A 26,951-nucleotide genomic window follows, 5' to 3' on the forward strand; every position below is an offset into this window, starting at 1 on the left:
TTACTCGGTAGATTGTTTTATTTTCTACCGAACGCAAGTGATTAACTATTCTCAGAAGTGCTCTGGAAAGTTGCGAAAATATTAAATTTTATAGCTTTATTATACACTAATATTTATGTTTTGTCAATGTCTGGAATGTAATCCAGCCATTTGTCTCTTTTAGGACGAACATTTAAAGAGTAACCTGTTCGTTCTGAAATCCACTGATTGATATCAACGCTGTCCGCATTGCTACCAGGTATAGTATTAATACGATTATGTTTAGAATCTCGGTATTTGGCTTGCGAAAACATATTGAACGAAGTTACCCAATCGTCCTTGTCTTCACCAATCACACTGACATCAACTTTAAAACTTTTGCACGGTGCAGTCAAACGATAAGAAGTTTGAAAGACGGGACATTTGCGGATTTGTTCCACTTCTAATTTTACTTCGTAGTAGCGGTGATGTGGTATATCGTGAACGGAATGAATCAATTTGTAAGGGTAGATGCTGTCGTAACTTGTATCAAGCCTCGAGTGAACTTCCAAGTCTCCTCCGTTAATTGTAACCTTCAAATGATGATTTTCAGCTTCCTCTTTTGTTTCGAAAGAGAAAGAATAGGTCAATTTTCCATCTTCCATCAATCTTGGATTAACAAACTTTGACTCAAAAACAGTTTCACTTTTGATAAGAAAATCTTTTGTAGTCTTACGTGGAATGATGCGGATTTTGCGTCTGAAAGAGTCAAAACATCTGCCCCGACAAATAGAGTCAAACATCTCACTTGAGACCTCTGGCAAAGAAGCGATTTCCTGAAGTTCTGATTGGTGTTTCTTATCTAAATTTGAGATATAAGTAGCGATAAAGACTAAGGAGGTCGCTAAAAATCGGTCATATTCCTTATTTTTATAGAGTTCTTCCAGCTGGTTGACATCAATTTCCCAGCGATTCTCAATATGAGGATTTTCGATGAATTCAATAATTTTGTAAGTTGGAGAAGTGAAAAGCTCTAATATTTTACGACAAGCGACTGATTTCGAGAAATAGGCGTCATCTTCAATACTTGAAAACTGCCCTTCCACAGTCGAAATTCGCTCTATATAATCATCTTTTTGTAAAAATTTTAGGAGGGATAGATGGATTTTTTCTGTTCCCTTACAGATTTTACTACAGTAAGGTTTATCCAATATTTTCTCGCCATCTTCTCCATTATATTTTTCATCCAACTCATCATTTGAATCATAAGACAAGATACGCAATATCATTGTTACGACACTTTCTTGGTTTTTATTAAATTCAAAATCAGAATTTATTCTCTCAAAAAGTGAATTATTGATAATTTGGCAAAAAGTTCCTAATCGAATAAACTCCATAGCTTTTTCCTCCTCCAACTTGTAACCACAACTTTAGGCTCTTTTCTCACAACGACAGGACAATCAGTCGGTGATATACTTAAACCATCAGTTAGCTAACAACATTATACCACACCAGAGCTCAGGTGTGGTAGGAAAGGAGGACTTGCCTATCGGCGAATAAGACCAACATGCATTCCATTAAAAATAAAGGAGAAAAACTATGCTTCCACAAAATACTCAAAATCAAACAGATACAATCTCTCAACTGGCGAATCCATTTCAGCTTGAAGTCGCAAAAACTCTATCCAAAGATATGGCTATTCTTCAGAAGAATCAGCTTCTAACGGCAGACATTCTTAACAAAGTGGGCGACCTTTCGAAGCTCGAGGCAGATATTCTGGCAAAAACTCCCCATGCCAAGGAACGCACAGATTTCATCATCAAGACTTTTGCTTTGGTCGCCTCCCAGCAGATAAGATAGGAGGTTCCCTATGAATGAACTTATCTTACCCATAATTTTTGCCGTTTCTCTTGGCTTTTTGGCTGGCATTATTGCCTTGTTGGTATATCTTGATTCTCAATCTAAAAAACAACCTGTCAAAGAGAAAAATGAAAATCTTCCTCCTGTTTACACTGAAGAAGAAATTGAACTAGCTCAATTTCTCGAGAGTAGACAAGCCATCAACGAGGCATTCCTCTCAGCTCAGGCGGAACTACTCAAAGAACTTCGAAAGTGAAGTAATTTTTACATCACCGAACAAAACAGCAATATGATAGCACCTTAACAGATACAGCACTATTCTCATCGCTCCTAATCCATAAACTGCTTATGCTCCCTTTTGCCAGCGGTTTCTGGTATGCTCGGAGCGTCACAAACAGAAAGGATTTTAAAATGACACAACTAACTCAACCAAAGAAATTCAAAACCATCCTTGCTGATGTTCCCTATATGAAGAACCAAACAGGTAGCTACGGAGCCTGCAAGCATTACAACCTGATGAGTCATGAGGAGATCCGCAATATGCCCATCAAGGACATCGCTGCAGACAACGCCCATCTCTGGTTTTGGACTTCCAACTCTTATATGGAAGAATCTTACGATATTATTCGGGCGTGGGGCTTTGAGCCAAAAAGCATTTTTACTTGGGTTAAACCAACTCTGGGCTTGGGAACTTATCTCCGAAATTCTACCGAGCATGTCATTTTCGCAACTCGAGGAAAAGCTCCCATCAAGTTCAAAGGGCAGATGAATTGGGGTTTCTTCCCCAAACAAGATCACAGCCACAAGCCTGAAGAACTCTTCGCTATCATCGAACGCTGTTCTGAGCCAGATTATTTGGAGCTCTTTGCAAGGCGACCTGTGTCTTCTAATAAAAAGTGGGCTATATGGGGTAATGAAGTCGAGAGCGACATTATTATCTCTCATTATCCCGTTCCTCAATATTCTAAAAATCCCATTGACTACAGAAAGGCAGATGATGACTCGTGCGAAAAATAGTTGGCTACACCTTGCTTTTCGTTCTGCTGGCATATTTAGTCAATCGGGCGATTTACTGGCTAATCGAAATTGCCCTACCCTTAAGCCTGCTTGCCGTATTACTTGGTGGCGGAATGCTTACTTTTCGCTACTGGAAAAACAAAAGAGATTGGAGGTGACCAATGAAACGCCCAACAAATTTTGAAATTTATGAAATGGATTACACTCGTCCTGTGGAATTTCAAGACATACTAGATTTGATGGTGCGACTCTCAGGCTACACCAGACGCCAGCCCTTCGTTTTGGAGATTCGTTTAACGAAAAACGAGGTGCGATATTTGCTTCTCAGTAGCCCACTGGACACGCCCTATTTACACAAAATGATGCAGGTTTCCAATGACATTCAGCTTTCAAAACTTCGCCCTAAAGAGCGAAAAACATCTGAAAAAGCGTGGCGTGTAGCTATCAAACGCAACCATTTTAGCCTCAAAACAGATGGCGTTGAAAACTTCACTCGTTCCTTTTTGGCACTGAGTCATCACCTAAAACCGCAGGAAGAAATTTGTGTGCAGGTTGTGGTGGGCAAGTCTCGTTCGCCAAAACCGCTGGCTCGGGATTTATCGCACCTCAACGCCACTTGGTGGCAATGGATTTCGGGTAATATTCCAAAACTTTCCAAAGATGCTGACAAGTTAATTCGGGAAAAACTCTGCCACGCCCAGTTTCAAGCAGATGTACGGATTGGTGTGCGAAGTGATAGTCATTTTCGCAAGAATGAGCTATATCATACTGTTTTAGGAGCCTTTCGAATGTTAGAATCCAGCGGTGTCGAACTTTTTCTCAACCCGATTTCAAGCGAGAAAGTGAATAAGGTTCAAATTCCGTGGGCTTTTCCGCTCACCCTTTCTTCGCAGGAGCTTGCCAGCTTTTGGCTTGCCCCTATTGGCGAAGGCGAGCTGGCCGGGATTGCCAATATTCACCCCAAAATTCTCCGTCTGCCTTTGGGCTATAAAGTTCCAGATGTGCCTGTTCGAAAATTTGGTGAAAGTATCAAAAACGAACCACTCCAGATTTTACCTCGAGACGCTACCCAGCATCTCTTGGTGTTAGGTGGAACGGGCGTTGGAAAATCTACCTTGCTTGCCCAGTTCATTTTAACAGATATTCAAGCAGGCAGAAGCACGCTGTTAATTGATCCCAAAGGCGACTTGGTACGAGAAGTGTTGGCTCATTTCCCAAAAGAACGACGAGCAGATTTGGTTATCATTGACCCCAGCTCCAGCAACAAAATTATCGGTCTCAACCCCTTTGACCTGACTCGCTACACCTCGCCTGAGCTGGTGGCGGATATGTTGCTTAATCTTTTTCAAGAACTTTTCAGCGACAACTGGGGTATTCGCACGGTTGATGTACTCAGCCACGCCTTAACCGTGATGGCACAAGTTGAAAATTCTAATCTACCCCAATTACCTCAGTTTTTAACCAATCCTGTCTTTCGAAATCAACTATTAAGTCAGATTTCCGACCCTTTTCTCTTGGATTTTTGGCAGGGATACAACCAGCTAAGCGATGCCAACCGTGAGGTGTTAATCTCGCCAGTGTTAAACAAAATCCGTCAGCTTTTGCTTCGAAAAGAACTGCGAGCCATGCTTGCCTCTACTTCGAAAAAATTTAACCTGATGGAGCTCTTCACCAGTAAAAAAGTAGTCTTAGTTAACCTCAACCGAGGACAAATTGGAGTGACAAACGCTAAATTTATCGGTTCGCTTATCACCAACTACATCTACCAGCTAACCCTCCACCAAGCCCATCTCGCTCCCGAAAATCGCCCTTTCCTACCCATTTATATTGATGAGCTAGGGCAATTCCTTAAGCTCCCTGTGGATTTGGAGGATGCCCTTGCAGTGTCTCGTTCAATGAAAGTGGGCTACATTCTCGCCAGCCAGCACCTGACGCAACTGCCATCTACTCTGCGTACTAGCGTTTTGAGTAATTGTCGCAGTAAAATCATTTTCACGCTGGAACACCACGAAGCCAAGGAACTCGCCAGCCAATCTTCAGAGCTCACTTTCGAAGATTTTATGACCCTTGCACCTTTTCACTTTTATGCCCAAATGCCGATTTTTTACAACCACTTCAAGTGGGTCTCAGGGCGAAGTCTGCCTCTTTCGAAAAATGCTCAGCCAATTGATGAACTTTATGCCGAAAGTTTGGAATACTACGGCGACGATTTAGCCAATTTCGAAAATACACCACTTCAAAACAAGAAAGATGAAATTCCACCCGAAAACTTAGGACGGAAGAAGCGAGGAGGACAAAATGGAGAAAATTGAACTAACAGAAAAAGAACGAGAGATTTTAACCCTACTCGCCCAGTGCCGTTATGCGACCACCAAGCAGATTGTTGCCCTCTATTTTCAGGATAGCCAACATTCGCGAACTGCTTTCCGAAGAGCCAACTTGCTTTTAAACCAGATCAAAAATCGCCAACTCATCAATCATCTCGAACGGCGAATCGGTGGTGTGCGAGCAGGTTCAGGCAGTTTCGTTTGGCACATTACGATAAAAGGCTTAAAAGCATTACATCGTCCACAACGCTTTAAAAATAAGTATGAACCCACCGCCCACCACTTGGAACACACGCTGGCGGTGACACAAGCGTATGTTTTTCTGAAATTGTTGGAAGAAGTTGGCAAAATCCAGCTGGAACGGTTCAATTTTGAACCCACCTGCCACCGCACCTACGCCACCTTTTCGGGCAAGAAGATTTTTCTGAAACCTGATGCTTTTGCCCAGCTGGTTTTGGGCGAATACGAGGATAGTTATTTTTATGAAATTGATATGGCGACCGAAAGCCTCAACCGAGTGGTAAATCAGTGTAAAAAATACATCGCCTACTACCAAACAGGCATTGAGCAACGAGAGCAAGACGGTGTGTTTCCACTAGTTATATGGATTGTACCACACGATAAACGAAAAGAAGCGATTTCGAAGAAAATAGAAAGCGAGCTAAACAACTTTCACCCAATGTTTCAGGTGGTAACGCTGGAGGAATTTAGTTCATGGATTGGAGGACGAACAGATGAGTAACAAAAAAGAACGAATTGTTAAAATCGGGCGAGCAACTTTTAATATTAACCGAAAATTTGGTGGTTCGAAAAGTTTAAAAGAATTACTTGAAAAGCTGATTTTGCAGGAAAAATAAAGAATTGTTCTACACCTTGACAAAGCATTTATTTTATAGTATAATTCAAACATACTTAAAAACGAAGTAGGACTTTACAGACCTGTGGATTGTAAATTGTTCTATTTCGTTTTTTCTTTTTCGAGGAGGAGGTAAGATGGGAATAATTAAATTTTTTAAAGATAGAGCACTCGAACGCCGAGTTAGGGCTTTCGAGGAACTTCTAATGTTCTCCCGAAGAGCAGATAATGGAGAGATAACACTCCCTAAAGGAGAATACATTCCGATTTTGAAATCAACAAGACAGGTCAAAAAATACAATCGTAAAATTAAAAAATTGAACGGTTTATGATTTATGAGTCCTGTTTGGGACTCTTTTTTAAGAATATTAATGTCAGTATCTACAATGACATCCCTATCTTCAATTTCTAAAATAGGATGAACTTCAACAACTAAATCTACCACCTCAATATTTTTATTAGCTTTATTCTACCACAAATTACCTAAAAATCGCTTACACCCCATAAACCACTGGACTTCTTTGCCCTTTCGAGGTATCCTGTCCATGGGTTAGAGTGTAATTGAAAGGAGACACGATGACAAACAGCACATTAACAAAGCAAATTCCAGATTGGACAAAGGTTGAATTTGAAGGCCTGAGCGAGATTAGTGTTTTGTATTGCAGGCTTTCAGCAGAAGACGCAAACGAAGGTGAATCTAACTCAATTTCCAACCAACGCTTGATTTTAAGCAAACTGGCGGAGCGAGAGAATTTGAGCAACCCAATTGTATTTTACGATGATGGCTACTCAGGTTCAAACGCCCAGCGTCCAGCTTTCCAACAAGCTCTGGCATTGGTTAAAAACAACCAAGTTTCGAATTTTGTGGTAAAGGATTTGAGCCGTGTTTCAAGAGATTACCTGCTTTCAGGAAATCTTTTAGAGGTGGTTTTCCCTTCGAAAAACATTCGCTTCATTTCCCTACAAGAAAATATAGATAGCAACAAGAAATCCAGCCAAGATGCCTATCTCACACCGTTAGTTTCCCTGTTTAACAACTGGTATAGTATGCAGTGTAGCGAGAAAATTAAGCTTTCGAAACATACCAAAGCCAAAAATGGTGAAAAAATCGGCTGGATTACCCCTTATGGATACCTCAATAATCCAGAAAATCGTAAGGAGTGGTTGGTAGATGAATATGCTTCAGAAATCGTTAAACGAATATTTTCGGAGTATATTTCAGGCAGAACGCCAACTGAGATAGCTCAAGGTTTAAGGTGTGACAAAATTCTCACTCCTGCTCGCTACAAAATAAATCTGGGCATTGCGAACTATCGGATTTTAGAGAGCGACCCTTGTTATTGGAAAACTCAGATGATTTGGCAAATATTAGAAAAAGAGGAGTATATCGGCTCAACCATTAACTTGAAAACCGCAAAAATTTCCTACAAACAGCGAAATTGTCGCCTGCGACCTCGTGAAGATTGGCTAATTTTCCCAGATAGCCACGAAGCAATTATTTCGAAGGAAGATTTCGAAATTGCAAGAAAAATGATGAACCACAAGCGAGTCGTTCAAAGGCATAACTGGAAAAACAAAACAGGACACGAAAATTTATTTGCAGGCTTGCTTTATTGCGAAAACGAGCATAAATTAAGTTTTTGCCCACAAGAAAAAGATGGTGTGAACCTCGACCATTATAAATGTTACCATTTTAAGCGAGCTGGCGATACTTGTTCGGGCGGTCACTATCTTCGTAAAGAAGTATTGGAAAACCTAATTTTAAGCGAGCTTCAAGAACTGATAAACTCGTTTCAGATTAACGAAGCAGATTTATTACAACGCTTGAAGAACAAGTTTGAAATCAAAGAAACCAAGAAGTTTAGCGAACTGAAAAAACAGCTGACCAAAAATGAACAGCGAATGGTAGAGTTGGATACTATCATCCAGCGACTCTACGAAAAGCAACTCTTGGGTGAGATTGCGGATGACCGCTTCAAAAAATTGTGCGACAGCTATGAGGCGGAACAAGCCGAGTTGAAGGAAAAAGTCCAAACTGCCACCACAACTCTTGGGGTGAAAATGAAATCTGCCCACAACATTGAAAAATTTATGACAACCATTCGAAAATATACTCAGCTTGAGAATTTAACCTCAAAAATTGTCAACGAATTGATTGACAAAATTATTATTCACCAACCGATTGGTAGAGGCAAGAATAGACAAATTAAACTGGAAATACACTACCGATTTATTGGTGATATTTAAGTATTTAAATGAGCGAGTTATATATCGCTCTGTATATAAGAATAGGACTGCTGAGTGAAGTATGGTATAATAGAAACATGAAATTAAAAACTACTTTGGGCCTCCTAGCTGGACGCTCTTCCCACTTCATTTTAAGCCGTCTTGGACGTGGAAGTACGCTTCCAGGAAAAGTCGCCCTTCAATTTGATAAAGATATTTTACAAAACCTAGCTAAGAACTACGAGATTGTCGTGGTCACTGGAACAAATGGAAAAACCCTAACAACTGCCCTCACTGTCGGCATTTTAAAAGAGGTTTATGGTCAAGTTCTGACCAACCCAAGCGGTGCCAACATGATTACAGGAATTGCGACAACCTTCTTAACAGCCAAATCTTCAAAAACTGGGAAAAATATTGCCGTTCTAGAAATCGATGAAGCCAGTCTATCTCGTATCTGCGACTATATCCAGCCAAGCTTATTTGTTATCACCAATATCTTCCGTGACCAGATGGACCGCTATGGTGAGATTTACACAACTTACAAGATGATTTTGGACGCTATTCGTAAGGTGCCTACTGCCACTGTTCTCCTTAATGGAGACAGTCCACTTTTTTACAAGCCAGCTATTCCAAATCCTGTAGAGTATTTTGGTTTTGACTTGGAGAAAGGGCCAGCCCAGCTGGCTCACTATAATACAGAAGGGATTCTCTGTCCTGACTGCCAAGACATCCTCAAATATGAGCATAATACCTATGCAAACTTGGGTGCCTATATCTGTGAAGGCTGCGGATGTAAACGTCCTGATTTAGACTATCGTTTGACAAAACTGGTTGAGTTGACCAACAATCGCTCTCGCTTTGTCATTGACGGACAAGAATACGGTATTCAAATCGGCGGGCTCTACAATATCTACAACGCCCTAGCTGCAGTTGCCATCGCCCGTTTCCTCGGTGCAGATTCACAACTCATCAAGCAAGGATTTGATAAGAGCCGTGCGGTCTTTGGACGCCAAGAAACCTTCCATATTGGTGACAAGGAATGTACCCTCGTCTTGATTAAAAATCCAGTCGGTGCGACCCAAGCTATCGAAATGATTAAACTAGCACCTTATCCATTTAGTCTATCAGTTCTCCTAAATGCCAACTATGCAGACGGAATTGATACTAGCTGGATATGGGATGCGGACTTTGAACAAATCACTGACATGGACATTCCCGAAATCAATGCTGGAGGTGTTCGCCATTCTGAAATTGCACGTCGTCTCCGAGTAACTGGCTATCCAGCTGATAAAATTACTGAAACAAGTAGTCTGGAACAAGTTCTTAAGACCATTGAGAACCAAGACTGCAAGCATGCCTATATCCTAGCTACTTATACTGCTATGCTGGAATTCCGCGAACTGCTGGCTAGTCGTCAGATTGTTAGAAAGGAGATGAACTAATGGTTTATACTTCACTTTCCTCAAAAGCTGGCAATTACCCCTATCAGCTCAACATTGCCCACCTCTACGGAAATCTCATGAATACCTATGGGGACAATGGAAACATCCTCATGCTCAAGTATGTGGCTGAAAAACTGGGAGCCCATGTGACGGTTGACATCGTTTCTCTCCATGATAACTTTGATGAAAATCACTACGACATTGCCTTTTTCGGTGGCGGTCAAGACTTTGAACAAAGTATTATTGCGGACGACCTACCTGCTAAAAAAGAGAGCATTGACAACTACATCCAAAACGACGGTGTGGTTCTGGCTATCTGCGGTGGTTTCCAATTATTGGGGCAATATTATGTGGAAGCTTCAGGGAGACGTATCGAAGGGCTAGGGGTCATGGGCCATTACACCCTCAACCAGACCAATAACCGTTTTATCGGTGACATCAAGATTCACAATGAAGATTTCGATGAAACCTACTATGGTTTTGAAAATCATCAGGGCCGTACCTTCCTCTCTGATGACCAAAAACCACTGGGACAGGTTGTCTATGGAAATGGAAATAACGAAGAAAAAGTCGGCGAAGGGGTTCATTATAAGAACGTCTTTGGTTCCTACTTCCACGGGCCTATCCTATCTCGTAATGCCAATCTAGCTTATCGCCTAGTCACTACAGCCCTCAAGAAGAAATATGGTCAGGACATTCAACTCCCTGCTTATGAGGACATTCTCAGCCAAGAAATCTCTGAGGAATACAGCGACGTCAAAAGCAAGGCTGACTTTTCTTAAACAAAGGGAAATTATATCAAAGAACTCCGTTATCTTGTCGGAGTTCTTTTTGTCTTTTCTTTTACCCTTCTCCCTTGCATTTTCTCTCTTTTTTTGCCAAAATAGAGGAGTAGAAAGAAGGTAGCATATGTCTAAATTACAACAAATCGTAACATATCTTGAATCAGAAAAACTAGACGTCGCTGTCGTATCTGACCCCGTCACAATCAATTACCTCACTGGCTTTTACAGTGATCCCCATGAACGCCAAATGTTCCTTTTTGTCCTAGCGGATCAGGAACCCCTCCTCTTTGTCCCAGCCCTTGAAGTGGAGCGTGCTACTAGTACTGTTTCCTTCCCAGTTGTGGGCTATGTGGATTCTGAAAATCCATGGCAAAAAATGAAACATGCTCTTCCACAGCTTGATTTCAAACGTGTCGCTGTTGAGTTTGACAATCTCATCTTGACCAAATATCATGGCTTGAAAATAGTCTTTGAAACTGCTGAGTTTGAAAACCTCACTCCTCGTATCCAACGCATGCGCCTCATCAAATCAGCTGACGAAGTGCAAAAAATGATGGTTGCAGGTCTCTATGCGGACAAGGCTGTTAATGTTGGCTTTGACAATATTTCTCTTAATAAGACAGAGACAGATATCATCGCTCAAATTGACTTTGCCATGAAACGTGAAGGTTATGAAATGAGCTTCGATACCATGGTCTTAACTGGTGATAATGCTGCAAATCCACACGGCATCCCAGCAGCTAATAAGGTCGAAAATGACGCCCTTCTCCTCTTTGACCTTGGTGTTCTAGTCAACGGCTATGCGTCAGATATGACTCGTACGGTCGCTGTCGGCAAACCAGACCAATTCAAGAAAGATATTTACAACTTGACCCTCGAAGCCCAACAGGCTGCTCTTGACTTTATCAAGCCGGGTGTGACTGCCCATGAAGTGGACCGCGCTGCCCGTGAGGTTATCGAAAAAGCTGGTTACGGCGAGTACTTCAACCACCGTCTCGGTCACGGTATCGGTATGGATGTCCACGAATTCCCATCTATCATGGAAGGAAACGACATGGTTATCGAAGAAGGCATGTGCTTCTCTGTTGAACCAGGTATCTATATTCCTGGCAAGGTCGGTGTCCGTATTGAAGACTGCGGTGTTGTTACCAAGGATGGCTTTGACCTCTTTACAAGCACCAGCAAAGACTTGCTTTATTTTGATTAATATTCATCTAATACTCAATGAAAATCAAAGAGCAAACTAGGAAACTAGCCGCAGGTTGCTCAAAACACTGTTTTGAGGTTGTGGATAGAACTGACGAAGTCAGTAACCATATCTACGGCAAGGCGACGTTGACGCGGTTTGAAGAGATTTTCGAAGAGTATAAAATCTTCCCACAATAAAACGCATAATATCAAGGTTCAACACCTGATACTATGCGTTTTTCTTATTTGAAAGACTTTTGACTCAGCCTCTTTACTTAATCTTCTTGATACTTTGACTAAGGATAAATCCTACAATCATCCCTACCATATTTTGCATGAAATTTGATAGGATCTCTGGTAGGGCTGCTGCCCAGCCATTCATCAATGTAGAACCTAAGGCGTAGCCCCCTACCATGGCAACAGTTGCTAAGATAAGGCCTAGCCACTGAGTTTTTCCTTTAAATCCTGCGAAAAATCCCTGCAAGCCATGGTTGACCAAGCTAAATAACATCCATTGAGGGTAGCCTGATAAGAGGTCAATCAAGAAACCTGCTAGTCCTCCGACTACAGCCCCTTCACGACTACCAAAGTAGAAGGCCGCAAAGAAGACACCTGCATCTAAGAGTGTTAGAATGCCTGTCGGTGTTGGAATTTTTAAGAAATAACCTAGAACCACAGAGAGGGCGGTTAATAGGGATACAAGGGCGATTTTAGTTGTTTTGGTTTGCTTCATATTGTCTTACTCCATACTGATCTGCTTGTGCAATGGCACGGTAAACGAAAGCCTTAGAGCTTTCTACTGCTGGCAAAAGTTCATCACCTTTAACCAAGTGACTTGCAATGCTTGAGGCAAAGGTACAACCTGCGCCAGCATTTTGCTCTTGGATAACAGGATTTTCTAGGACTGTAAAGGTTTGTCCATCATAAAAGACATCCACAGCCTTATCCTGACTAAGGCGATTGCCTCCCTTGATAATGACTGCTGGCGCTCCTAAGTCATGCAATTTCTGTGCTGCAGTTTTCATATCTTCAAGGGTTTTAATCTCTTGATCTGCTAGTAATTCTGCTTCAGGAAGATTAGGCGTAATCACACTAACATAAGAGAAAAAACGAATCAGTTCTTGACAGAGTTCACTTACAGCTACGTCGTGTGTTTCCTTGCAGACCAAGACAGGGTCCAGAACCACAGGCACTCCTGGGCGTTGCTTGATAAAGTCCAGAGCCTTCTCAGCTACGCTGACAGTTGGTAAAAGACCAATCTTAATCCCCCCAAACTCCACATCACGCAAGCTATCTAATTCATGTTGAAAAATGGTATCGTCAGTTGGAAAGACTTCAAATCCTTTTTCTGTCAAGGCTGTCAAACAAGTCACTGCTACAAAGCCATGCAAGCCGTTCAAGGTATAGGTAGCCAAATCAGCGGACAATCCACCACCACTAAAAATATCATTTCCTGAAAGTGCTAAAATACGATTATTCTTCATAACGAATCTCCTTTAAATATAAACCATTTGATGCTGCAGTGGGACCTGCAAGCTGCCTGTCCTTTTTCTCCAAGATGAGGTCAATCTGCTCTACTGGCATACGCTTGTTGCCGATTTTAAGCAGTGTCCCCACCATATTTCGAATCTGTTTATACAAGAAACCATTTCCTGAAAAGGTAAAGGTCAAAAATTGTCCTGTCTCATCAACCCTGAGACTAGCTTCTGTGATGGTGCGAATCTTATCCTCCACATTAGTCCCAGAGGCTGTAAAACCTGTAAAATCATGGGTTCCCTCTAGCTTTTTGATTGCCATCTGCATCCGTTCCACGTCAAGCGGATAAGGAAAGTGAGTAGCATAGTGACGGCGCATCGGATTTTTGGGACGGCCCCTGTCTACGATAAACTCATATGTCTTGCTATGCTTGGCATAACGGCAATGAAAATCATCTGCCACAAGCTCAATCGAAATCACATCAATATCTTCAGGGGACTGGGTATCCAAAGCAAAACGGAGCTTCTCCTCATCCATCTGATAAGGCAGGTCAAAATGAATAACCTGTCCCAAAGCATGAACCCCACTATCTGTCCTACCAGCACCGTGAACAGTGATGGCTTGCCCCTTATTCAATCTAGTCAAGGTTTTTTCAATTTCTTCCTGAACACTACGCGCATGAGGCTGGCGCTGAAAACCAGCAAAGGCGTAACCATCATAGGAAATAGTTGCTTTATATCTTGTCATAACTTCTATTTTATCAAGAAAATAATCTATAAACAAGGGTCTAAAACAAATATTGTCTGGGTACAAAAATCCCGAAAGAAAACTTAGGAATCAATCCTAAGCTCTCTTTTGAAGTAGGTACATGACAAAGACAGAGGTTACAATCAACCAAAATCCTAAGATAGCAAAGACCAACATACCATTGTGAGTTAGTAAGCCAATTGCACCTAGAACGAATGGGGTCGTAAAGGCTCCGAAACTACAGCCTAAAACTGCAAATGAAGTTGCTTGATTGAGGAGTTTAGCTGGAATTCTTTCAGAGACAAGTTGAAAGACCGTCGTCAAGGCTACACTGTAGGCAAAACCAGCCAGAATACTTCCTGCCACTACCACCCACAAGGATGGAGACAGTGCAATCACAATTTGCCCTAAGCCAAAAGTAATACCAGACCAGAGGAGCAGTTTCTCTTTAAAGATAGAAATCAAGAAAGAAAAACTCACACCAGCCACAATCCCGATCAACTGCATGATACTAAGAACAAAACTAGATAACTGGGCATCTCCAAGCCCTCTTTCCACCATCAAGCTTGGAATACGAATAGTAATAGCTGTATTGGTACAAACTACAACTGCCGCTTCGATAGCTAGGATAAAAATCAAGCCTTTCATTTCTCGAGTTAAGCGACTTACTTCCTTCGCTTTTTTCTTGACTTCTTTCTTTTCCTTTCCATAAGGGATAAAGAGCAGATAAAGGGTCAGTACCAAAAATCCAGCACTATAGGCTAGGAAGGTAGCTGTCCAACCGAAGGCCAACAATTGGCCGACTGCCAAGGTAATGAGGGAAGCCCCAACGACCTCTGCAGAACCGCGTAGCCCTAACATCTGTATTCTCGTTTTTCCTTGGTAACGTTCACTGATAATAGAAATGGCCTTGGCATTGATCATCCCAACACCCAAACCAAAAAGAATCCGTGTTCCAAAGACAAAGGGATAGGCTTGATACCAAAAGGGTGCTATTCCACTCAGTGATAAAATCAGCAAGCCCAAACTAATCTGTAATCGCTCAGTGAATATTTTTTCTAAAAAACCATTTAGTAATAACATCATCATGATTCCAAAGGAAGGCAAGCTCGCCAAGAGCTCAATTTGTTCCTTAGGATAGCCTTGATAATAGTCAAACATGGCTGGCAGAGCACTCGAGATGGAAAAGGATGTAATCAAAACGAGGGAGAGAGCCAAAATACTGGCCCGTTCTAAAAATTGTTTCATGAAATCTCTTTCTATATTTTCTCTTAATCTTCTACTCTTTTGAGAATTATAAAGCAAGAAAAGAAGAAGTCCCATTGGTTTGTAGACTCCTTCTTAAACTCGAAAATGAATCCCTTGTGTCTTAGGATGATTTTCTCTTGATTTGCTTAATAAAGTAGAAGATAAATCCTGCTACCATATAGGCAACAAAGATAATCAGACACCACTTGAACACGACATCCCAACCCTTGTTCACATTCAAAAAGAAGTAAGGGAAGGGACTGACCTTAGAATTAGGAACATCAAGTTTCAGTACCAAGCCATTAAAAAGAGCAAACATCATATACAGCAAAGGTAAAATCGTCCACACAACTGGATCCCAAATCTTGTATTGACCCTGTTTGTCAAAAAAGAGGGTATCCGCTAAAAACCAGAGGGGAACGATATAGTGGCAAAGGAAATTTTCTAGGGTATAGAAATTAGTCGCAATGGGCGCTAATAGGAAATGGTAAATCACACAGGTAATCATGATACTCATGGTGACTCCACCTTTTAAGCGCAAGAAACTTGGCCTTTGCCAGTTTTCACCTAAACGGCTCATAACCTTTAGGAGATAGAGCGTAAAAATCGCTACTAAGAGGTTGGACAGAACCGTATAATAGAGCAACATCCCAAATCCACCATGCTTGGCGATTTCAAGATAAACTCCCGTAAAAGCCGCTAGAAACAAGAAGATACGGCTATAAAATACAAGTTTATAGTGTTTTGACATGCTTAAATTTTCTTCACAAACTCTGATTTGAGTTTCATAGCACCGAAGCCATCAATTTTACAGTCGATATTGTGGTCGCCTTCTACGATGCGGATATTTTTCACGCGCGTTCCTTGTTTCAAATCTTTTGGCGCACCTTTTACTTTCAAGTCCTTGATGAGAGTTACTGTATCACCATCAGCCAATTTATTCCCGTTGGCATCGATAGCAACAAGGCCCTCTTCTACTTCTGCAACTTCAGCAGGATTCCACTCATGAGCACACTCTGGGCAAACCAGTAGGGCACCGTCTTCGTAGACATACTCTGAGTTACATTTTGGGCAATTTGGTAGGTTGTTCATGGTTTCTCCTTATCATCATTCACTATTCTTTGAAAATCAAAATTTCTCGAACAGCAACTATTATACCTTAAAATCAGCATTTTGACAAATTTAGAAAAAAACCGATATCAATCTATCGGCTTTTCTACATCTACATTCTTTTTTCAGCTTCTGCTTTGATTTTTTCAACTACTTCTTGAATGTTCAAACCAGTTGTATCAAGGTAGACAGCGTCCTCTGCTTGTTTTAGAGGCGAAGTTTCACGATGACTATCCTTGTAGTCACGCGCAGCAATTTCCTCTTTTAGGGTTTCAAGGTCTGTTTCAATTCCCTTGGCAATATTTTCCTTGTAACGACGCTCTGCTCGTTCATCTACCGAAGCTACTAGGAAAATTTTCAATTCTGCTTGTGGCAATACAACAGTCCCAATATCGCGACCATCCATGACAATCCCGCCTTGTTGGGCGATTTCTTGTTGGAGAGAAACTAGTTTCTCACGCACTTGAGGAATTGCTGCAATAGCAGAAACATGATTGGTCACTTCATTTTCACGGATAGGATGGGTAATATCCACATCTCCTACAAAGACAAGCTGCTCTCCAGTTTCTGAACGCCCAAAACTGATTGGATGCTGGTCCAACAAGGCTAAAAGCTCCTCAATCTCTTCCACTCCTAACTGGTTCTTGAGAGCCATATAGGTCGCCGCACGATACATAGCACCTGTATCTAGGTAGGTGTATCCAAAGTCCTTGGCAATAATCTTTGCGACCGTACTCTTACCACTTGAAGCAGGGCCGTCAATAGCAATTTGAATTGTTTTCATATCAACTCCTATTTTATTTTGACAACATCACCTGGATTAGCAAACCAAGACCCTGTAGCCATATGACTAGGATTTAAGGCTTCTAACTGAGCAATCGAAATTCCAGCGCGAGCTGCAATGGCTGCTTCTCCTTCTCCAGCTAAGACTTTTGTCGTCCCTTCTGGATCTGTAGCTTCCTCCGAGTGTTCAGAAGAAGATTCTGAACTCTGCTCAGGCTGGGAACTGCTTGAAGATGAGACTTGTACTACACTTGTATCAGAATCATGAAAATCTTTCAAGGCTGCTGTGCGATTACTCCCACCCGATGATAGATAGATGAGAACAATAATCATCACTACCACAATTACAAAGAAAATACTAGCTAAGATCGTCAAGACACGATTGGCCACTACATCTCTGCCTTGAGTTCTCTTACGACGCTCTGCTCTTGATTCTTCTTGATCATAAATATCTTCTTGCCACGGTTCTTTTTCCATACCCTACTCCTTGTTTTTTTTACGTTTCTTATTACAATATAAATATGAACATGAAAATCACACTTATACCTGAACGATGTATCGCCTGTGGGCTTTGCCAAACTTATTCTGATCTATTTGATTACCACGATAATGGAATCGTGCGTTTTTACGATGATCCTGACCAGCTGGAAAAAGAAATTTCTCCTAGTCAGGATGTCTTAGAGGCTGTTAAAAATTGCCCAACTCGCGCCCTGATTGGAAACCAGAAAGCCTAAATCAATGGCGATAATCCACTCCCTCTAGTTTAGCACATTTCCATGTAAAATTATAGTCTTTTCACTTTATTTTTTTCTGTAAAATCAGGAAGAGCACTTTTTTCTTTGATGAGATAAAGTGGTCTTTTTTTAGTCTCTAGATAGATCTTACTGTAACTTAAAATATAAATGTCTCAATGAGAATAGACTTCTACCATTCTATTTCCTTTACCCTTTTTACAAATTTATTCCACTCTTGTCTACAATCTTCAGATAGGCATATATCCGTATAGTTAAACGATAAATCTTTAATCTGATTCCACCAATCAAAAGTATTTTTCCCATCTTCTAATTTAATTCTTTTATTTACCACTTTAAGAATTTTGTGATTCATTTCATTGTTATCATCTAAACTTAGAAATCTCCATTGAATTCCATTTGTATAAATTACTTTTTTATACCATAAAAGGTCTCCAATAAGTTGTCCCATCTCTCGAGTTATATGTTCAAAACTGTTCGATAAAATTAATCTGATTTCTTCCTCTGTAATTAAATTATGGTTTAAATTCTTAATTTCCACGCATCCTCGAAGTTTCTTCCATTTCTATACTTTTTCTGGCTTTATTTTGATAATTCTTATCCAAAATAACTATATCAGGAAAATTACTTAGACCATAATATATTTGCCCCATATTACTCTTTCTTCTTCCGAAGACATATCTTTTTGATAAACTATCTTTTAAAGTTGGCTTAATTATATCAGCAACTAAAGGATACAGTTCAACCTCTACATAATTTTGGTTTTCTATAAGCCCGATTTCTTCAATATAATCCTCTTTACTTAGCATAAAATAACCCTCCTGAATTTTTTATTTATTAAGTTATCGTCTTTGCAGTAAATTTATTCCACATAGTTCATTTATATCATGTCAAATCCCTAATTTTTTTAAAAATCACTCAAGTTCCAGACCAAAAAAATTATAATTACAAAAAAGTGACTGCGCTAGATAACTCCTACTTTTTCATGATCTATGATAACTTTTTTCTTTGACGAGATAAAGTGGTCTTTTTTTAGTCTCTAGATAGATCTTACTGATGTACTTGCCAAGAATCCCAATGGTCAAGAGTTGGATTCCTCCAAGAAAGAGAATAACAGCCATCAGAGAGGTCCAACCTGATGTCGGATTGCCCAAAATGAGAGTCCGAACCACAACAAAAAAGGTCATCAGTAGAGAAATAAAACAAGATAGGAGATCAGCTACAAAGGCTATAATCAAAGGGAAATCTGAAAAATTAACAATCCCTTCAATGGAGTAGAAAAAAAGTTGCCTAAAACTCCAACTAGTCTTGCCAGCCTGCCTTTCGACATTTGGATAGTCCAGATAGTGGGTTTTAAAGCCGACCCAAGCAAAAAGCCCCTTAGAAAAACGATTGGACTCGGTCAAGCTTAAAATGGCATCAACCACAGACCTTCTCATCATGCGAAAATCACGGACACCTGACGGCAGGGCTACTGGACTGATTTTTTGCATGAGGCGATAAAAGAGATCAGCACAGAAACTACGAAAGAAGGGTTCTCCCTCCCGACTAGTTCTCCGTGTTCCTACGCAGTCCAAGTCTGCATTTTGGTCTAATAAAGCTTTCATCTCAAGCAGCATACTAGGAGGATCCTGCAGGTCTGCATCCATTACCACCACCAGATCTCCTGTCGCATATTGTAAGCCTGCATAGAGGGCTGCTTCTTTGCCAAAATTTCGCGAGAAAGAAATATAATGCACTGCCGGATTTTGTTCCCGATAGGCCTTTAAAAGTTCCAAGGTTCCATCACTTGATCCATCATCGACAAAGACATACTCGATTTCTGCTTCCAAGTCAGGAATTAAGGCTTCCAGAGCCTGATAAAAAAGAGGAAGTACTTCCTCTTCGTTTAAACAGGGGACAATGATTGACATCACCATCTTAGTCTTCAAATCCATTTGGATGCTTGCTTTGCCAACGCCATGCGTCTTCACACATTTGGGTGATGCCTAATTTTGCTTCCCAGCCTAGTTCTGCTTTGGCTTTTGCAGGATCTGAATAGCAGGCTGCGATATCCCCTGGGCGACGTTCTACAATGCGGTAAGGAATTGGACGTCCCACTGCTTTTTCCATGTTTTGGATAATTTCTAGAACAGAATAGCCTTTACCAGTTCCAAGGTTATAAATGTTTAGACCTGAGCCTTTTTGGATTTTTTTCAGAGCTGCAACGTGACCTTTAGCCAAATCGACAACGTGGATATAGTCACGAACACCAGTTCCATCTTCCGTATCGTAATCGTCTCCAAACACTTGCACTTGCTCTAATTTTCCAACGGCTACTTGAGTCACATATGGCAAGAGGTTGTTTGGAATACCATTTGGATTTTCTCCCAAATCTCCACTCTCATGGGCTCCGATTGGGTTAAAGTAACGAAGCAAGACTACATTCCACTCTGAGTCTGCCTTGTAGATATCCGTCAAAATTTCCTCTAGCATAAGCTTAGTACGACCATATGGATTTGTCACTGAAAGTGGGAAATCTTCTAGGATTGGAACAGTGTGAGGATCCCCGTAAACAGTCGCAGAAGAACTGAAAATAATGTTTTTACAGTTGGCTTCTTCCATAGCTTTCAAAAGGCTAACAGTTCCAGCGATATTATTGTCATAGTAGGCAAGAGGGATACGGGTAGATTCTCCAACAGCCTTCAAGCCAGCGAAGTGAATGACCCCTGTTGGTTCTTCTTGTTTGAAAATATCACGAAGAGTATCTGTATCACGGATATCTGCCTCATAGAAAGGCACTTCAACTCCTGTGATTTTTTCAACAACTTCTAAACTTTTTCTATTACTATTAACAAGGTTATCCACCACAACAACCTGATGACCTGCTTGGATTAACTCAATAACAGTGTGGGTTCCAATAAAACCTGCACCACCCGTTACCAAAATCTTTTCTTGCATCTTTTTTCCTCGATTCTCGGATCATTTTTTCTTATTTTACCATTTTTGATAGGGAATGTCATTTACCATCCTAGAGGGGAGGCTAAAATTTCAGTAAAATATTTATTCGATTTTTAGTCGTTTGACATAGTTCTCAATTGGGTAGTTTGCTGGGTCTAGAGTCATTTCCCTGCTTTGGACCAGTTGAGCTAGGTGGTAACCAATGATAGGACCAGTTGTGAGGCCTGATGAACCTAGTCCGCTAGCAGCATAGACACCTGCCAATTCTGGCACTTGTCCAAAGAAAGGTGAGAAATCACTAGTGTAGGCACGGATTCCCACACGCTCAGCCCTTGAAGTCGCTCTAGCTAAAACTGGATAGTGAGGTAAGGCTGCCTCCTCCATTTGCTGGAGCAAGGTTTCATCTACCGTCAAATCAAATCCCATGTCATTTTCATGTGTGGCACCTAGGGATAATTTCCCACCTGCAAAAGGAATCAAATCCCACTCCCCTTCTGGCATAACAACAGGGTAAGCTTCCATGTCTTGGGCAAGCTGATAATCTCGGAGTTGCCCCTTTTGGGGACGAACATCTACTTCATAACCTAAAGGCTTTAACAGGTGTCCCAACCAAGCTCCCGTCGCCAAAATAACCTGTTCAAACACCTCTTCACCAATCTGGTAGCATGATGCTAAAGGTGTCAGGGTCACTTTTTCTTTGACCAGTTTGACTTGACTGGCTTCCAGCAAACGAGTCACTAAAAGTTGGCCATCTACTCTCGCTCCACCAGAAGCGTAGAGCAGGCGGTCAAATCCCTGCAAGCCAGGGAATAATTCATTAGCTGATGCTGGGTCTAGAATGGCTAATTGCCCTATCAAAGGAGATTCTTCTCTACGCTGGAGGGCTAGTTGATGGAGTTCTTCCAACTTAGTTTCATCCTTTTTCAGGAGAAAGACTCCCGAACGCTGGTAAAAATCGATTTCTTGCCCTGACTTCTCTAAATCAGCCAACAAATCCACATAAAAGTCAGCCCCCAAGCGCGCCATTTTGTACCAGGCCTTATTGCGGCGTTTGGAAAACCAAGGACTGATAATTCCTGCTGCGGCCTTGGTAGCCTGACCTTGTCCATGGTCAAAAACGGTTACTTCTAGGTCACTTTCTTTCGAGAGGTAGTAGGCAGCTGTTGCACCTACAATTCCTGCTCCGATAATAGCAACTTTTTTCATTGTTTTCACTTTCTAATTAGATATGGTGGAAAGGATTGGTCGATGCTTGACTAGGTAAAATCTCTAGTTCCCAGCCTTTTTCCTCTTTCCATTGATTAAGAAGCTCTGCGATTTTTTCCACAAACAGCACTTCGATATAGTGACCTGGGTCCAATGCTAGCAAGCCATCAGACAGCATATCCTGCGCAGTGTGGTAGTAAATGTCACCAGTGATATAGACATCAGCTCCCTTAGCTAAAGCATCCTTATAGAAAGACTGCCCGCTACCACCACAGATGGCCACTCTTGAAATAGACTTCTGCAAATCACTCTCTTGATAATGCACCAATCGAAGACTATCTAAACCAAAGACTTGCTTGACATGTTGGGCAAAATCTCCAAATGTCTGAGACTGAATATTCCCAATACGCCCAATCCCACGTTCAGGACCTGTCTCCTGTAGATAAGTCGTTTCCTTGATACCTAGCATCTGACAAAACCAGTCATTGAGACCATTTTCAACAATGTCAATATTGGTATGGCTGACATAAACTGCGATATCATGCTTGATGAGATCGATGTAAATCTGATTTTGTGGACGGCTAGCTACCAAATCCTTGATGGGACGGAAAATCGGCGCGTGCTTGACAATAATCAAGTCTACACCCTTTTCAATGGCTTCAGCCACCGTTTCTTCACGAATATCCAGAGCCACCATGACCCTTTGGATATCCTTGTCCAAAGTGCCAATTTGCAGGCCACGACTGTCTCCCTCCATGGAAAATTCCTGGGGGCAAAAGGCTTCATACGCCTTAATAACTTCACTTGCTAGCATGGAGAACCTCCTTGATGGCTTGAATTTTATCTACTAGAACTTGACGTTCCTCCAGATTTTTTTCTGGGATTTGTCCAAGGGTAAACTCTAGCTTAGCAGCTTCTTTTTGCCATTTTTGGACAAATACTGGACTGACTTCTTTGGACAAAAAAGGACCAAAGCGGACATCGCTGGCTGATAACTTCATTTGTCCTGCTTCCACCACCAAAATCTCGTAAAACTTACCAGCTTCTTCTAAGATGCTTTCAGCTACAATATGAAATCCGTTCTCTTGTAACCAGATACGCAAGTCGTCTTCACGATTATTGGGCTGGAGGATCAATCGTTCTACATTAGCTAACTTGTCCAAGCCTTCTTCTAAAATTCTAGCAATCAAACGACCACCCATACCAGCAATAGTGATGACAGATACCTGATCTGCCTCTTCAAAGGCTGCCAAGCCATTGGCTAAACGAACTTGGATTTTCTCCTTTAGACCGTGAGCCTCAACATTTTTGACTGCAGACTGGTAGGGACCTTCCACCACCTCACCCGCAATGGCACGCTCAATGTGACCTTTTTCAACTAGCTCAATCGGTAAATAAGCATGGTCACTCCCCACATCTAGTAAAATGGCACCCTGTGGCACAAAGGAAGCCACTAATTCTAATCTCTTTGAAATCATCTTCTCTCACTTTCCAAACTCTATTACCTCTTATTATACCACATTTCAATCCTCAACTTTCCAGTAATATAAGTAGCTCCAGCGAAAGAAATTTCAATGGCCTAACGCAATAGATGGATTCACTTGAGAGATTTACACTCAAGAGAAACTCTTTACTTTTCCCATCCCCATCAAGATGCAATTTATGTAAGATAAATCTATTCTTTTCCTATAAAATCTGATAATATAGAGAAAAGAATGATTAGAACAGAGGTTACTTCAATGACGGTTCCCGATAGACTACCTGCTCGTATGAGAATGGATGGACGAACTATTTTCCAACAGATAAAAAACTATCTTGATACTGAAAACAAGGAATATTTTAAGCACCCAAATACCTATAATGGTATTGCCATGCATCTGGAGCCCAACATCCTGACCAGTATGGAGCACTTCGATTTGACTGGCTTTCATTGCGAATGTGAGGATTTCCAAAATCAGGAAGTCTGTAAACACTGGGTTGCCATGGATCTCTACTTTCGTAGCCTCCCCCAAGCTATTCAAGAACGCATTCGTAAATCTAGTCATAAACCAAGTTTTGCCAGCCAACTGATCCCTACCTTGCCATCTGAAGAACTCCATGACGAACTGGTAGAAGAAAAAGCTACGGCGCCTTCACTTTCCCTTCATGGACAAGTCGAAATCCGAAATCATAGCCTAGCCTGGACCTTAAAACTACAGGTAGAACAGGCTTCTCGTGCCTATGTTATCAAGGATATAGCTCACTTCATTTTTCTCATTTTCCAACAGGAAGATTACTTTGTTTCACAGAAAATCGGGACAATCAGATTATCCTTGGATCAGTTTAATCAAGCATCCCAAAACCTACTCCTCTATATCAAAAAATATTTCATCGATAGAAATGAATATTCTCATCTCAGCTTTAGTTATGGCATTAGCCCTAGAGATTGTGGACGCTATTTAGAGACTCCTGTTAGCTATTTAAACGACCTCGTGCCACTTTTTCAAGCTTTGGATGTCTTCCAATATGTAACCTCAAAAGCCGAATACCCTCTTATATTCTTAGATGATAGTCCCTTTATCCCAGAAGAAGAAATTTTTAAAGTTGTCAAATCTGATAACTATTATGAAATCATCAATACAGCTTATTTTGGTTTCATTATTCAAGAAAAACTTTGGATTCGACACAATCACTTCCACATCATTAAAAAAGAGCACCGTTACTTTTTAGATAAATTAGCTACTTGGATCTATCATTATCAAGAAAGTTCTCCTCTTATCTTTTCACAGGAAAATAAGGCTGAACTCATGCAAATCTGTACTATCATCTCAAACTATGTTCCTATCAGTATTCCAGATGAATTACAAATCCATGACTTTATCCCCACCTTTGCCTTCTCCAAGACTAGAAATGAAATTGCCCTCAACATGATGTGGTCCTTTGGAGAAAAACAAGTCCATTCTAAACAAGATCTCCTAACCCTCCCCTATACTTACCAAGCTAGCAAAGCTAGAAAAATCTATCATCAACTGCTTTCTGCTGGTTTCAAAGAGGAATTTCATAGTCTTTCCAAAATCAAAATTGTTGATTTCTTCCTAAAAGAACTACCCCGTTTTCGTACTCTGGGTCAAGTTCAACTAGATGAATCGCTTGAAAAACTCTTAGTAGAAGATCCTGCTGTTATTGACATTTTTGACGACGAAGGCTTCCTTTCAGTTCAGTTTGATTTTTCTATGATTTCAGAAGATGAGGTTAAAAAGGCTATCCAAGCTTTATGGAATCAAGAAAGCCACTACCAAACCAAGCAAGGAAAGGTTCTAGTCTTTGACGATGAAAGTCTCAAGGTTGCCCAAAGTCTCCAAGATCTTCGAGCTAAATTTTCAGACGGAAAAATCAAGATGCACAAATCTCGTGCCTTTAGCCTTTCTGAAACCTTCAAAGACAATGAACATGTCAATTTTTCTCGTGATTTCAAAAAGATGGCTTATGACCTGACCCACCCTGAAGAATTTGATATCAAGCCTTATGAAGTCAAGGCCAAACTTCGCTCCTATCAAAAGGAAGGAGTCAAGTGGCTGAGTATGCTAGATCATTATCATTTTGGGGGAATCCTGGCGGACGACATGGGGCTAGGGAAAACCTTGCAAACCATCACTCTTCTGGAAGCCAACCTTAAACCAGACCAGAAAGCTCTTATCCTAGCTCCAGCCAGCCTTCTTTATAATTGGAAGGAAGAATTCCGAAAATTTGTACCTCACAAACAGGTTGAAGTAGCCTACGGCACAAAAACTGAGCGTATCAAACAAATTGAAAAATCTGCCACTATCACTATTACAAGCTACCCATCTTTTCGATCTGACCTTGAACACTATCAAAAGCAGTCTTACGACTACCTCATCTTAGATGAAGCACAGATGATAAAAAATAGTCAGACCAAAACAGCACAAGCTTTAAGAGAATTTGATGTCAAAACCTGCTATGCCCTATCTGGAACTCCTATTGAAAACCGTCTCGAAGAGATTTGGTCTATTTTCCAGATAGTATTACCAGGACTCCTACCAAGTAAAAAGGAATTTTCAAAATTATCACCTCAACTCGTTGCTAAACTGATTCAACCTTTTGTCTTGCGTAGGAAAAAAGACGAAGTTCTGACAGAATTGCCTGAACTGAGCGAGCACCTCTACAGTAATGAACTCAGCAGTTCACAAAAAACGCTCTATCTAGCTCAACTTCGACGCATGCAAGAAATGGTTGCAGGAGCCAGCGCTGATGAGATTAAACGTCATAAAATTGAAATCTTAGCAGGACTGACACGACTTAGACAAATCTGTAATACCCCAGCTCTCTTTTTAGAAGACTACAAAGGAGATAGTGGAAAAATGGACAGCTTATTCGAGCTCCTGGACACTATTCGTGAAAAAGGATCACGACCACTTATCTTTTCACAATTCACCTCTATGCTTGATCTCATTGAGCAAGAATTAGAGAAAAAAGAAATGTCTCACTTTAAAATAACAGGACAAACACCGTCAGATAAACGTCAAGAGATGGTCAATCTCTTCAATCAGGGAGAAAAAGACTGCTTCCTCATTTCCCTAAAAGCAGGTGGAACAGGACTTAATCTAACAGGAGCTGATACCGTCATCCTCTGTGACCTCTGGTGGAATCCAGCAGTCGAGATGCAAGCTATCAGTCGAAGTCACCGCCTTGGCCAGACCAAACAAGTAGATGTCTATCGCCTCATCACCCTTGGTACCATAGAGGAAAAAATCCAAGAACTCCAAGAAAGTAAAAAAGAACTCTTCAACACCGTCCTTGAAGGACAAGAAAGCAGAAGCAATCTGAGCGTTGATGATATTAAAGAAATCTTAGGTGTTGAATAAGCGAAAAAGAACTAGAGTAACCACAATTAGCGGATCTATCTAGTTCTTTTTTATGTTCTAGACTTTCCTCGTCCTACTATGAGCTCTATACGACTTACCATCACGTTTCTGTTCGTATAGATACGATTTGATCTGACAGTTTTTATACTCAAGGAAAATCAAACCAGG

The 26,951-nt window shown here is 41.0% G+C and carries 30 protein-coding genes and 1 pseudogene; 14 read left to right on the plus strand and 17 right to left on the minus strand.

The genetic code is table 11. The features are described 5' to 3' along the window. Positions 1-113 precede the first annotated feature (113 nt). The gene (locus SMSK597_RS09570; protein ID WP_000394416.1) at positions 114-1,355 is read right to left on the minus strand and encodes a hypothetical protein; all 1,242 of its coding nucleotides are present in this window, start codon (positions 1,353-1,355) and stop codon (positions 114-116) included. Positions 1,356-1,557: 202 nt separating this feature from the next. Here SMSK597_RS09570 and SMSK597_RS09575 point away from each other — a divergent pair, with 202 nt between their 5' ends. The 12 genes from SMSK597_RS09575 to SMSK597_RS13940 all read left to right on the plus strand — a co-directional run bounded on the left by SMSK597_RS09575 (position 1,558) and on the right by SMSK597_RS13940 (position 11,857). Beyond that, complete coding sequence (locus SMSK597_RS09575) at positions 1,558-1,818, plus strand: hypothetical protein (protein ID WP_000937528.1); 261 nt, start codon at positions 1,558-1,560, stop codon at positions 1,816-1,818. A 10-nt stretch (positions 1,819-1,828) separates the two neighbouring features. Next, positions 1,829-2,074: a hypothetical protein gene (locus SMSK597_RS09580; protein ID WP_001003974.1), complete on the plus strand. Its 246-nt coding sequence runs from the start codon at positions 1,829-1,831 to the stop codon at positions 2,072-2,074. Positions 2,075-2,229: 155 nt separating this feature from the next. Beyond that, positions 2,230-2,835 (plus strand): MT-A70 family methyltransferase, encoded by a 606-nt coding sequence (locus tag SMSK597_RS09585; protein ID WP_000192865.1) that lies wholly within the window; start codon positions 2,230-2,232, stop codon positions 2,833-2,835. A gap of 161 nt (positions 2,836-2,996) precedes the next feature. Then, positions 2,997-5,147, plus strand: a complete 2,151-nt coding sequence (locus SMSK597_RS09590) for a type IV secretory system conjugative DNA transfer family protein (RefSeq protein WP_000828561.1) — start codon at positions 2,997-2,999, stop codon at positions 5,145-5,147. After that, positions 5,134-5,904, plus strand: a complete 771-nt coding sequence (locus SMSK597_RS09595) for a replication-relaxation family protein (protein WP_000411026.1) — start codon at positions 5,134-5,136, stop codon at positions 5,902-5,904. Before SMSK597_RS09590 ends, SMSK597_RS09595 begins: the two co-directional genes overlap by 14 nt. Next, positions 5,897-6,019, plus strand: a complete 123-nt coding sequence (locus tag SMSK597_RS13935; RefSeq protein ID WP_000066270.1) for a hypothetical protein — start codon at positions 5,897-5,899, stop codon at positions 6,017-6,019. The genes SMSK597_RS09595 and SMSK597_RS13935 overlap by 8 nt, the downstream gene beginning before the upstream one ends. 136 nt (positions 6,020-6,155) lie before the next feature. Continuing rightward, the gene (locus tag SMSK597_RS0102840; RefSeq protein ID WP_000511383.1) at positions 6,156-6,350 is read left to right on the plus strand and encodes a hypothetical protein; all 195 of its coding nucleotides are present in this window, start codon (positions 6,156-6,158) and stop codon (positions 6,348-6,350) included. 244 nt (positions 6,351-6,594) lie between these two features. Next, positions 6,595-8,265 (plus strand): recombinase family protein, encoded by a 1,671-nt coding sequence (locus tag SMSK597_RS09600; RefSeq protein WP_000185354.1) that lies wholly within the window; start codon positions 6,595-6,597, stop codon positions 8,263-8,265. A gap of 77 nt (positions 8,266-8,342) precedes the next feature. Beyond that, the gene (gene murT, locus SMSK597_RS09605) at positions 8,343-9,686 is read left to right on the plus strand and encodes a lipid II isoglutaminyl synthase subunit MurT (protein WP_000770024.1); all 1,344 of its coding nucleotides are present in this window, start codon (positions 8,343-8,345) and stop codon (positions 9,684-9,686) included. Beyond that, entirely contained in the window at positions 9,686-10,468 is a 783-nt protein-coding gene (gene gatD / locus SMSK597_RS09610) for a lipid II isoglutaminyl synthase subunit GatD (RefSeq protein ID WP_000263179.1), read from the plus strand. Before murT ends, gatD begins: the two co-directional genes overlap by 1 nt. A gap of 127 nt (positions 10,469-10,595) precedes the next feature. After that, complete coding sequence (locus SMSK597_RS09615; RefSeq protein ID WP_000040937.1) at positions 10,596-11,678, plus strand: M24 family metallopeptidase; 1,083 nt, start codon at positions 10,596-10,598, stop codon at positions 11,676-11,678. Positions 11,679-11,695: 17 nt separating this feature from the next. Then, the gene (locus tag SMSK597_RS13940; protein ID WP_004238297.1) at positions 11,696-11,857 is read left to right on the plus strand and encodes a hypothetical protein; all 162 of its coding nucleotides are present in this window, start codon (positions 11,696-11,698) and stop codon (positions 11,855-11,857) included. 73 nt (positions 11,858-11,930) lie between these two features. On the opposite strand, the gene SMSK597_RS09625 is transcribed toward SMSK597_RS13940, so the two are convergent. The 8 genes from SMSK597_RS09625 to SMSK597_RS09655 form a co-directional block, all read right to left on the minus strand. Then, positions 11,931-12,392 carry an ECF transporter S component gene (locus SMSK597_RS09625; RefSeq protein WP_000814976.1) on the minus strand — a complete coding sequence of 154 codons (462 nt, stop codon included), beginning with the start codon at positions 12,390-12,392 and terminating at the stop codon, positions 11,931-11,933. After that, complete coding sequence (locus SMSK597_RS0102845; RefSeq protein WP_000794785.1) at positions 12,370-13,143, minus strand: bifunctional hydroxymethylpyrimidine kinase/phosphomethylpyrimidine kinase; 774 nt, start codon at positions 13,141-13,143, stop codon at positions 12,370-12,372. The genes SMSK597_RS09625 and SMSK597_RS0102845 overlap by 23 nt, the downstream gene beginning before the upstream one ends. Beyond that, positions 13,133-13,882: a tRNA pseudouridine(38-40) synthase TruA gene (truA, locus tag SMSK597_RS09630; protein WP_000199186.1), complete on the minus strand. Its 750-nt coding sequence runs from the start codon at positions 13,880-13,882 to the stop codon at positions 13,133-13,135. Before truA ends, SMSK597_RS0102845 begins: the two co-directional genes overlap by 11 nt. A 96-nt stretch (positions 13,883-13,978) precedes the next feature. Then, entirely contained in the window at positions 13,979-15,130 is a 1,152-nt protein-coding gene (locus SMSK597_RS09635) for an MFS transporter (protein WP_000808698.1), read from the minus strand. A 121-nt stretch (positions 15,131-15,251) separates the two neighbouring features. Continuing rightward, positions 15,252-15,881, minus strand: a complete 630-nt coding sequence (locus SMSK597_RS09640) for a Pr6Pr family membrane protein (RefSeq protein ID WP_000033940.1) — start codon at positions 15,879-15,881, stop codon at positions 15,252-15,254. Positions 15,882-15,883: 2 nt separating this feature from the next. Next, positions 15,884-16,222: a zinc ribbon domain-containing protein YjdM gene (locus SMSK597_RS09645; RefSeq protein ID WP_001061590.1), complete on the minus strand. Its 339-nt coding sequence runs from the start codon at positions 16,220-16,222 to the stop codon at positions 15,884-15,886. 130 nt (positions 16,223-16,352) lie between these two features. Next, positions 16,353-17,024: a (d)CMP kinase gene (gene cmk / locus SMSK597_RS09650; RefSeq protein WP_000849398.1), complete on the minus strand. Its 672-nt coding sequence runs from the start codon at positions 17,022-17,024 to the stop codon at positions 16,353-16,355. Positions 17,025-17,032: 8 nt separating this feature from the next. After that, a complete protein-coding gene (locus SMSK597_RS09655; protein ID WP_000410180.1) occupies positions 17,033-17,500 on the minus strand; it encodes an SAG1386/EF1546 family surface-associated protein in 468 nt (155 codons plus the stop codon). A 50-nt stretch (positions 17,501-17,550) separates the two neighbouring features. On the opposite strand from SMSK597_RS09655, the gene SMSK597_RS12985 reads away from it, so the two are divergent. Beyond that, entirely contained in the window at positions 17,551-17,757 is a 207-nt protein-coding gene (locus SMSK597_RS12985; protein ID WP_080551653.1) for a ferredoxin, read from the plus strand. Between the two features lie 50 nt (positions 17,758-17,807). On the opposite strand, the pseudogene SMSK597_RS13390 reads toward SMSK597_RS12985, so the two are convergent. The 8 genes and pseudogenes from SMSK597_RS13390 to SMSK597_RS09690 form a co-directional block, all read right to left on the minus strand. After that, positions 17,808-17,909: pseudogene (locus SMSK597_RS13390) on the minus strand (group 2 glycosyl transferase); the annotation flags it as partial. 38 nt (positions 17,910-17,947) lie between these two features. Beyond that, a complete protein-coding gene (locus tag SMSK597_RS13945) occupies positions 17,948-18,316 on the minus strand; it encodes a hypothetical protein (RefSeq protein WP_255261790.1) in 369 nt (122 codons plus the stop codon). Further along, positions 18,306-18,584: a hypothetical protein gene (locus SMSK597_RS13950; RefSeq protein ID WP_004238306.1), complete on the minus strand. Its 279-nt coding sequence runs from the start codon at positions 18,582-18,584 to the stop codon at positions 18,306-18,308. The genes SMSK597_RS13945 and SMSK597_RS13950 overlap by 11 nt, the downstream gene beginning before the upstream one ends. Before the next feature lie 174 nt (positions 18,585-18,758). Beyond that, complete coding sequence (locus SMSK597_RS14095) at positions 18,759-19,694, minus strand: glycosyltransferase family 2 protein (protein ID WP_004238307.1); 936 nt, start codon at positions 19,692-19,694, stop codon at positions 18,759-18,761. 1 nt (position 19,695) lies between these two features. Next, positions 19,696-20,715, minus strand: coding sequence for a UDP-glucose 4-epimerase GalE (galE, locus tag SMSK597_RS09675; protein ID WP_001156522.1), 1,020 nt, complete (start codon positions 20,713-20,715; stop codon positions 19,696-19,698). A gap of 102 nt (positions 20,716-20,817) precedes the next feature. Next, positions 20,818-21,921, minus strand: coding sequence for an NAD(P)/FAD-dependent oxidoreductase (locus SMSK597_RS09680; RefSeq protein WP_000754640.1), 1,104 nt, complete (start codon positions 21,919-21,921; stop codon positions 20,818-20,820). 16 nt (positions 21,922-21,937) lie between these two features. Beyond that, entirely contained in the window at positions 21,938-22,735 is a 798-nt protein-coding gene (locus tag SMSK597_RS09685) for a Nif3-like dinuclear metal center hexameric protein (RefSeq protein ID WP_000881129.1), read from the minus strand. Continuing rightward, the gene (locus SMSK597_RS09690) at positions 22,722-23,399 is read right to left on the minus strand and encodes a tRNA (adenine(22)-N(1))-methyltransferase (RefSeq protein WP_000624058.1); all 678 of its coding nucleotides are present in this window, start codon (positions 23,397-23,399) and stop codon (positions 22,722-22,724) included. The genes SMSK597_RS09685 and SMSK597_RS09690 overlap by 14 nt, the downstream gene beginning before the upstream one ends. A 237-nt stretch (positions 23,400-23,636) precedes the next feature. Between SMSK597_RS09690 and SMSK597_RS09695 the strand changes: the two genes are divergently transcribed. Next, positions 23,637-26,783 carry an SNF2-related protein gene (locus SMSK597_RS09695; protein ID WP_000621471.1) on the plus strand — a complete coding sequence of 1,049 codons (3,147 nt, stop codon included), beginning with the start codon at positions 23,637-23,639 and terminating at the stop codon, positions 26,781-26,783. The last annotated feature ends 168 nt before the right edge of the window (positions 26,784-26,951 follow it).

Origin of the sequence: Streptococcus mitis SK597 (assembly GCF_000148545.1) — a bacterium.
Lineage (GTDB): Bacteria > Bacillota > Bacilli > Lactobacillales > Streptococcaceae > Streptococcus > Streptococcus mitis_C.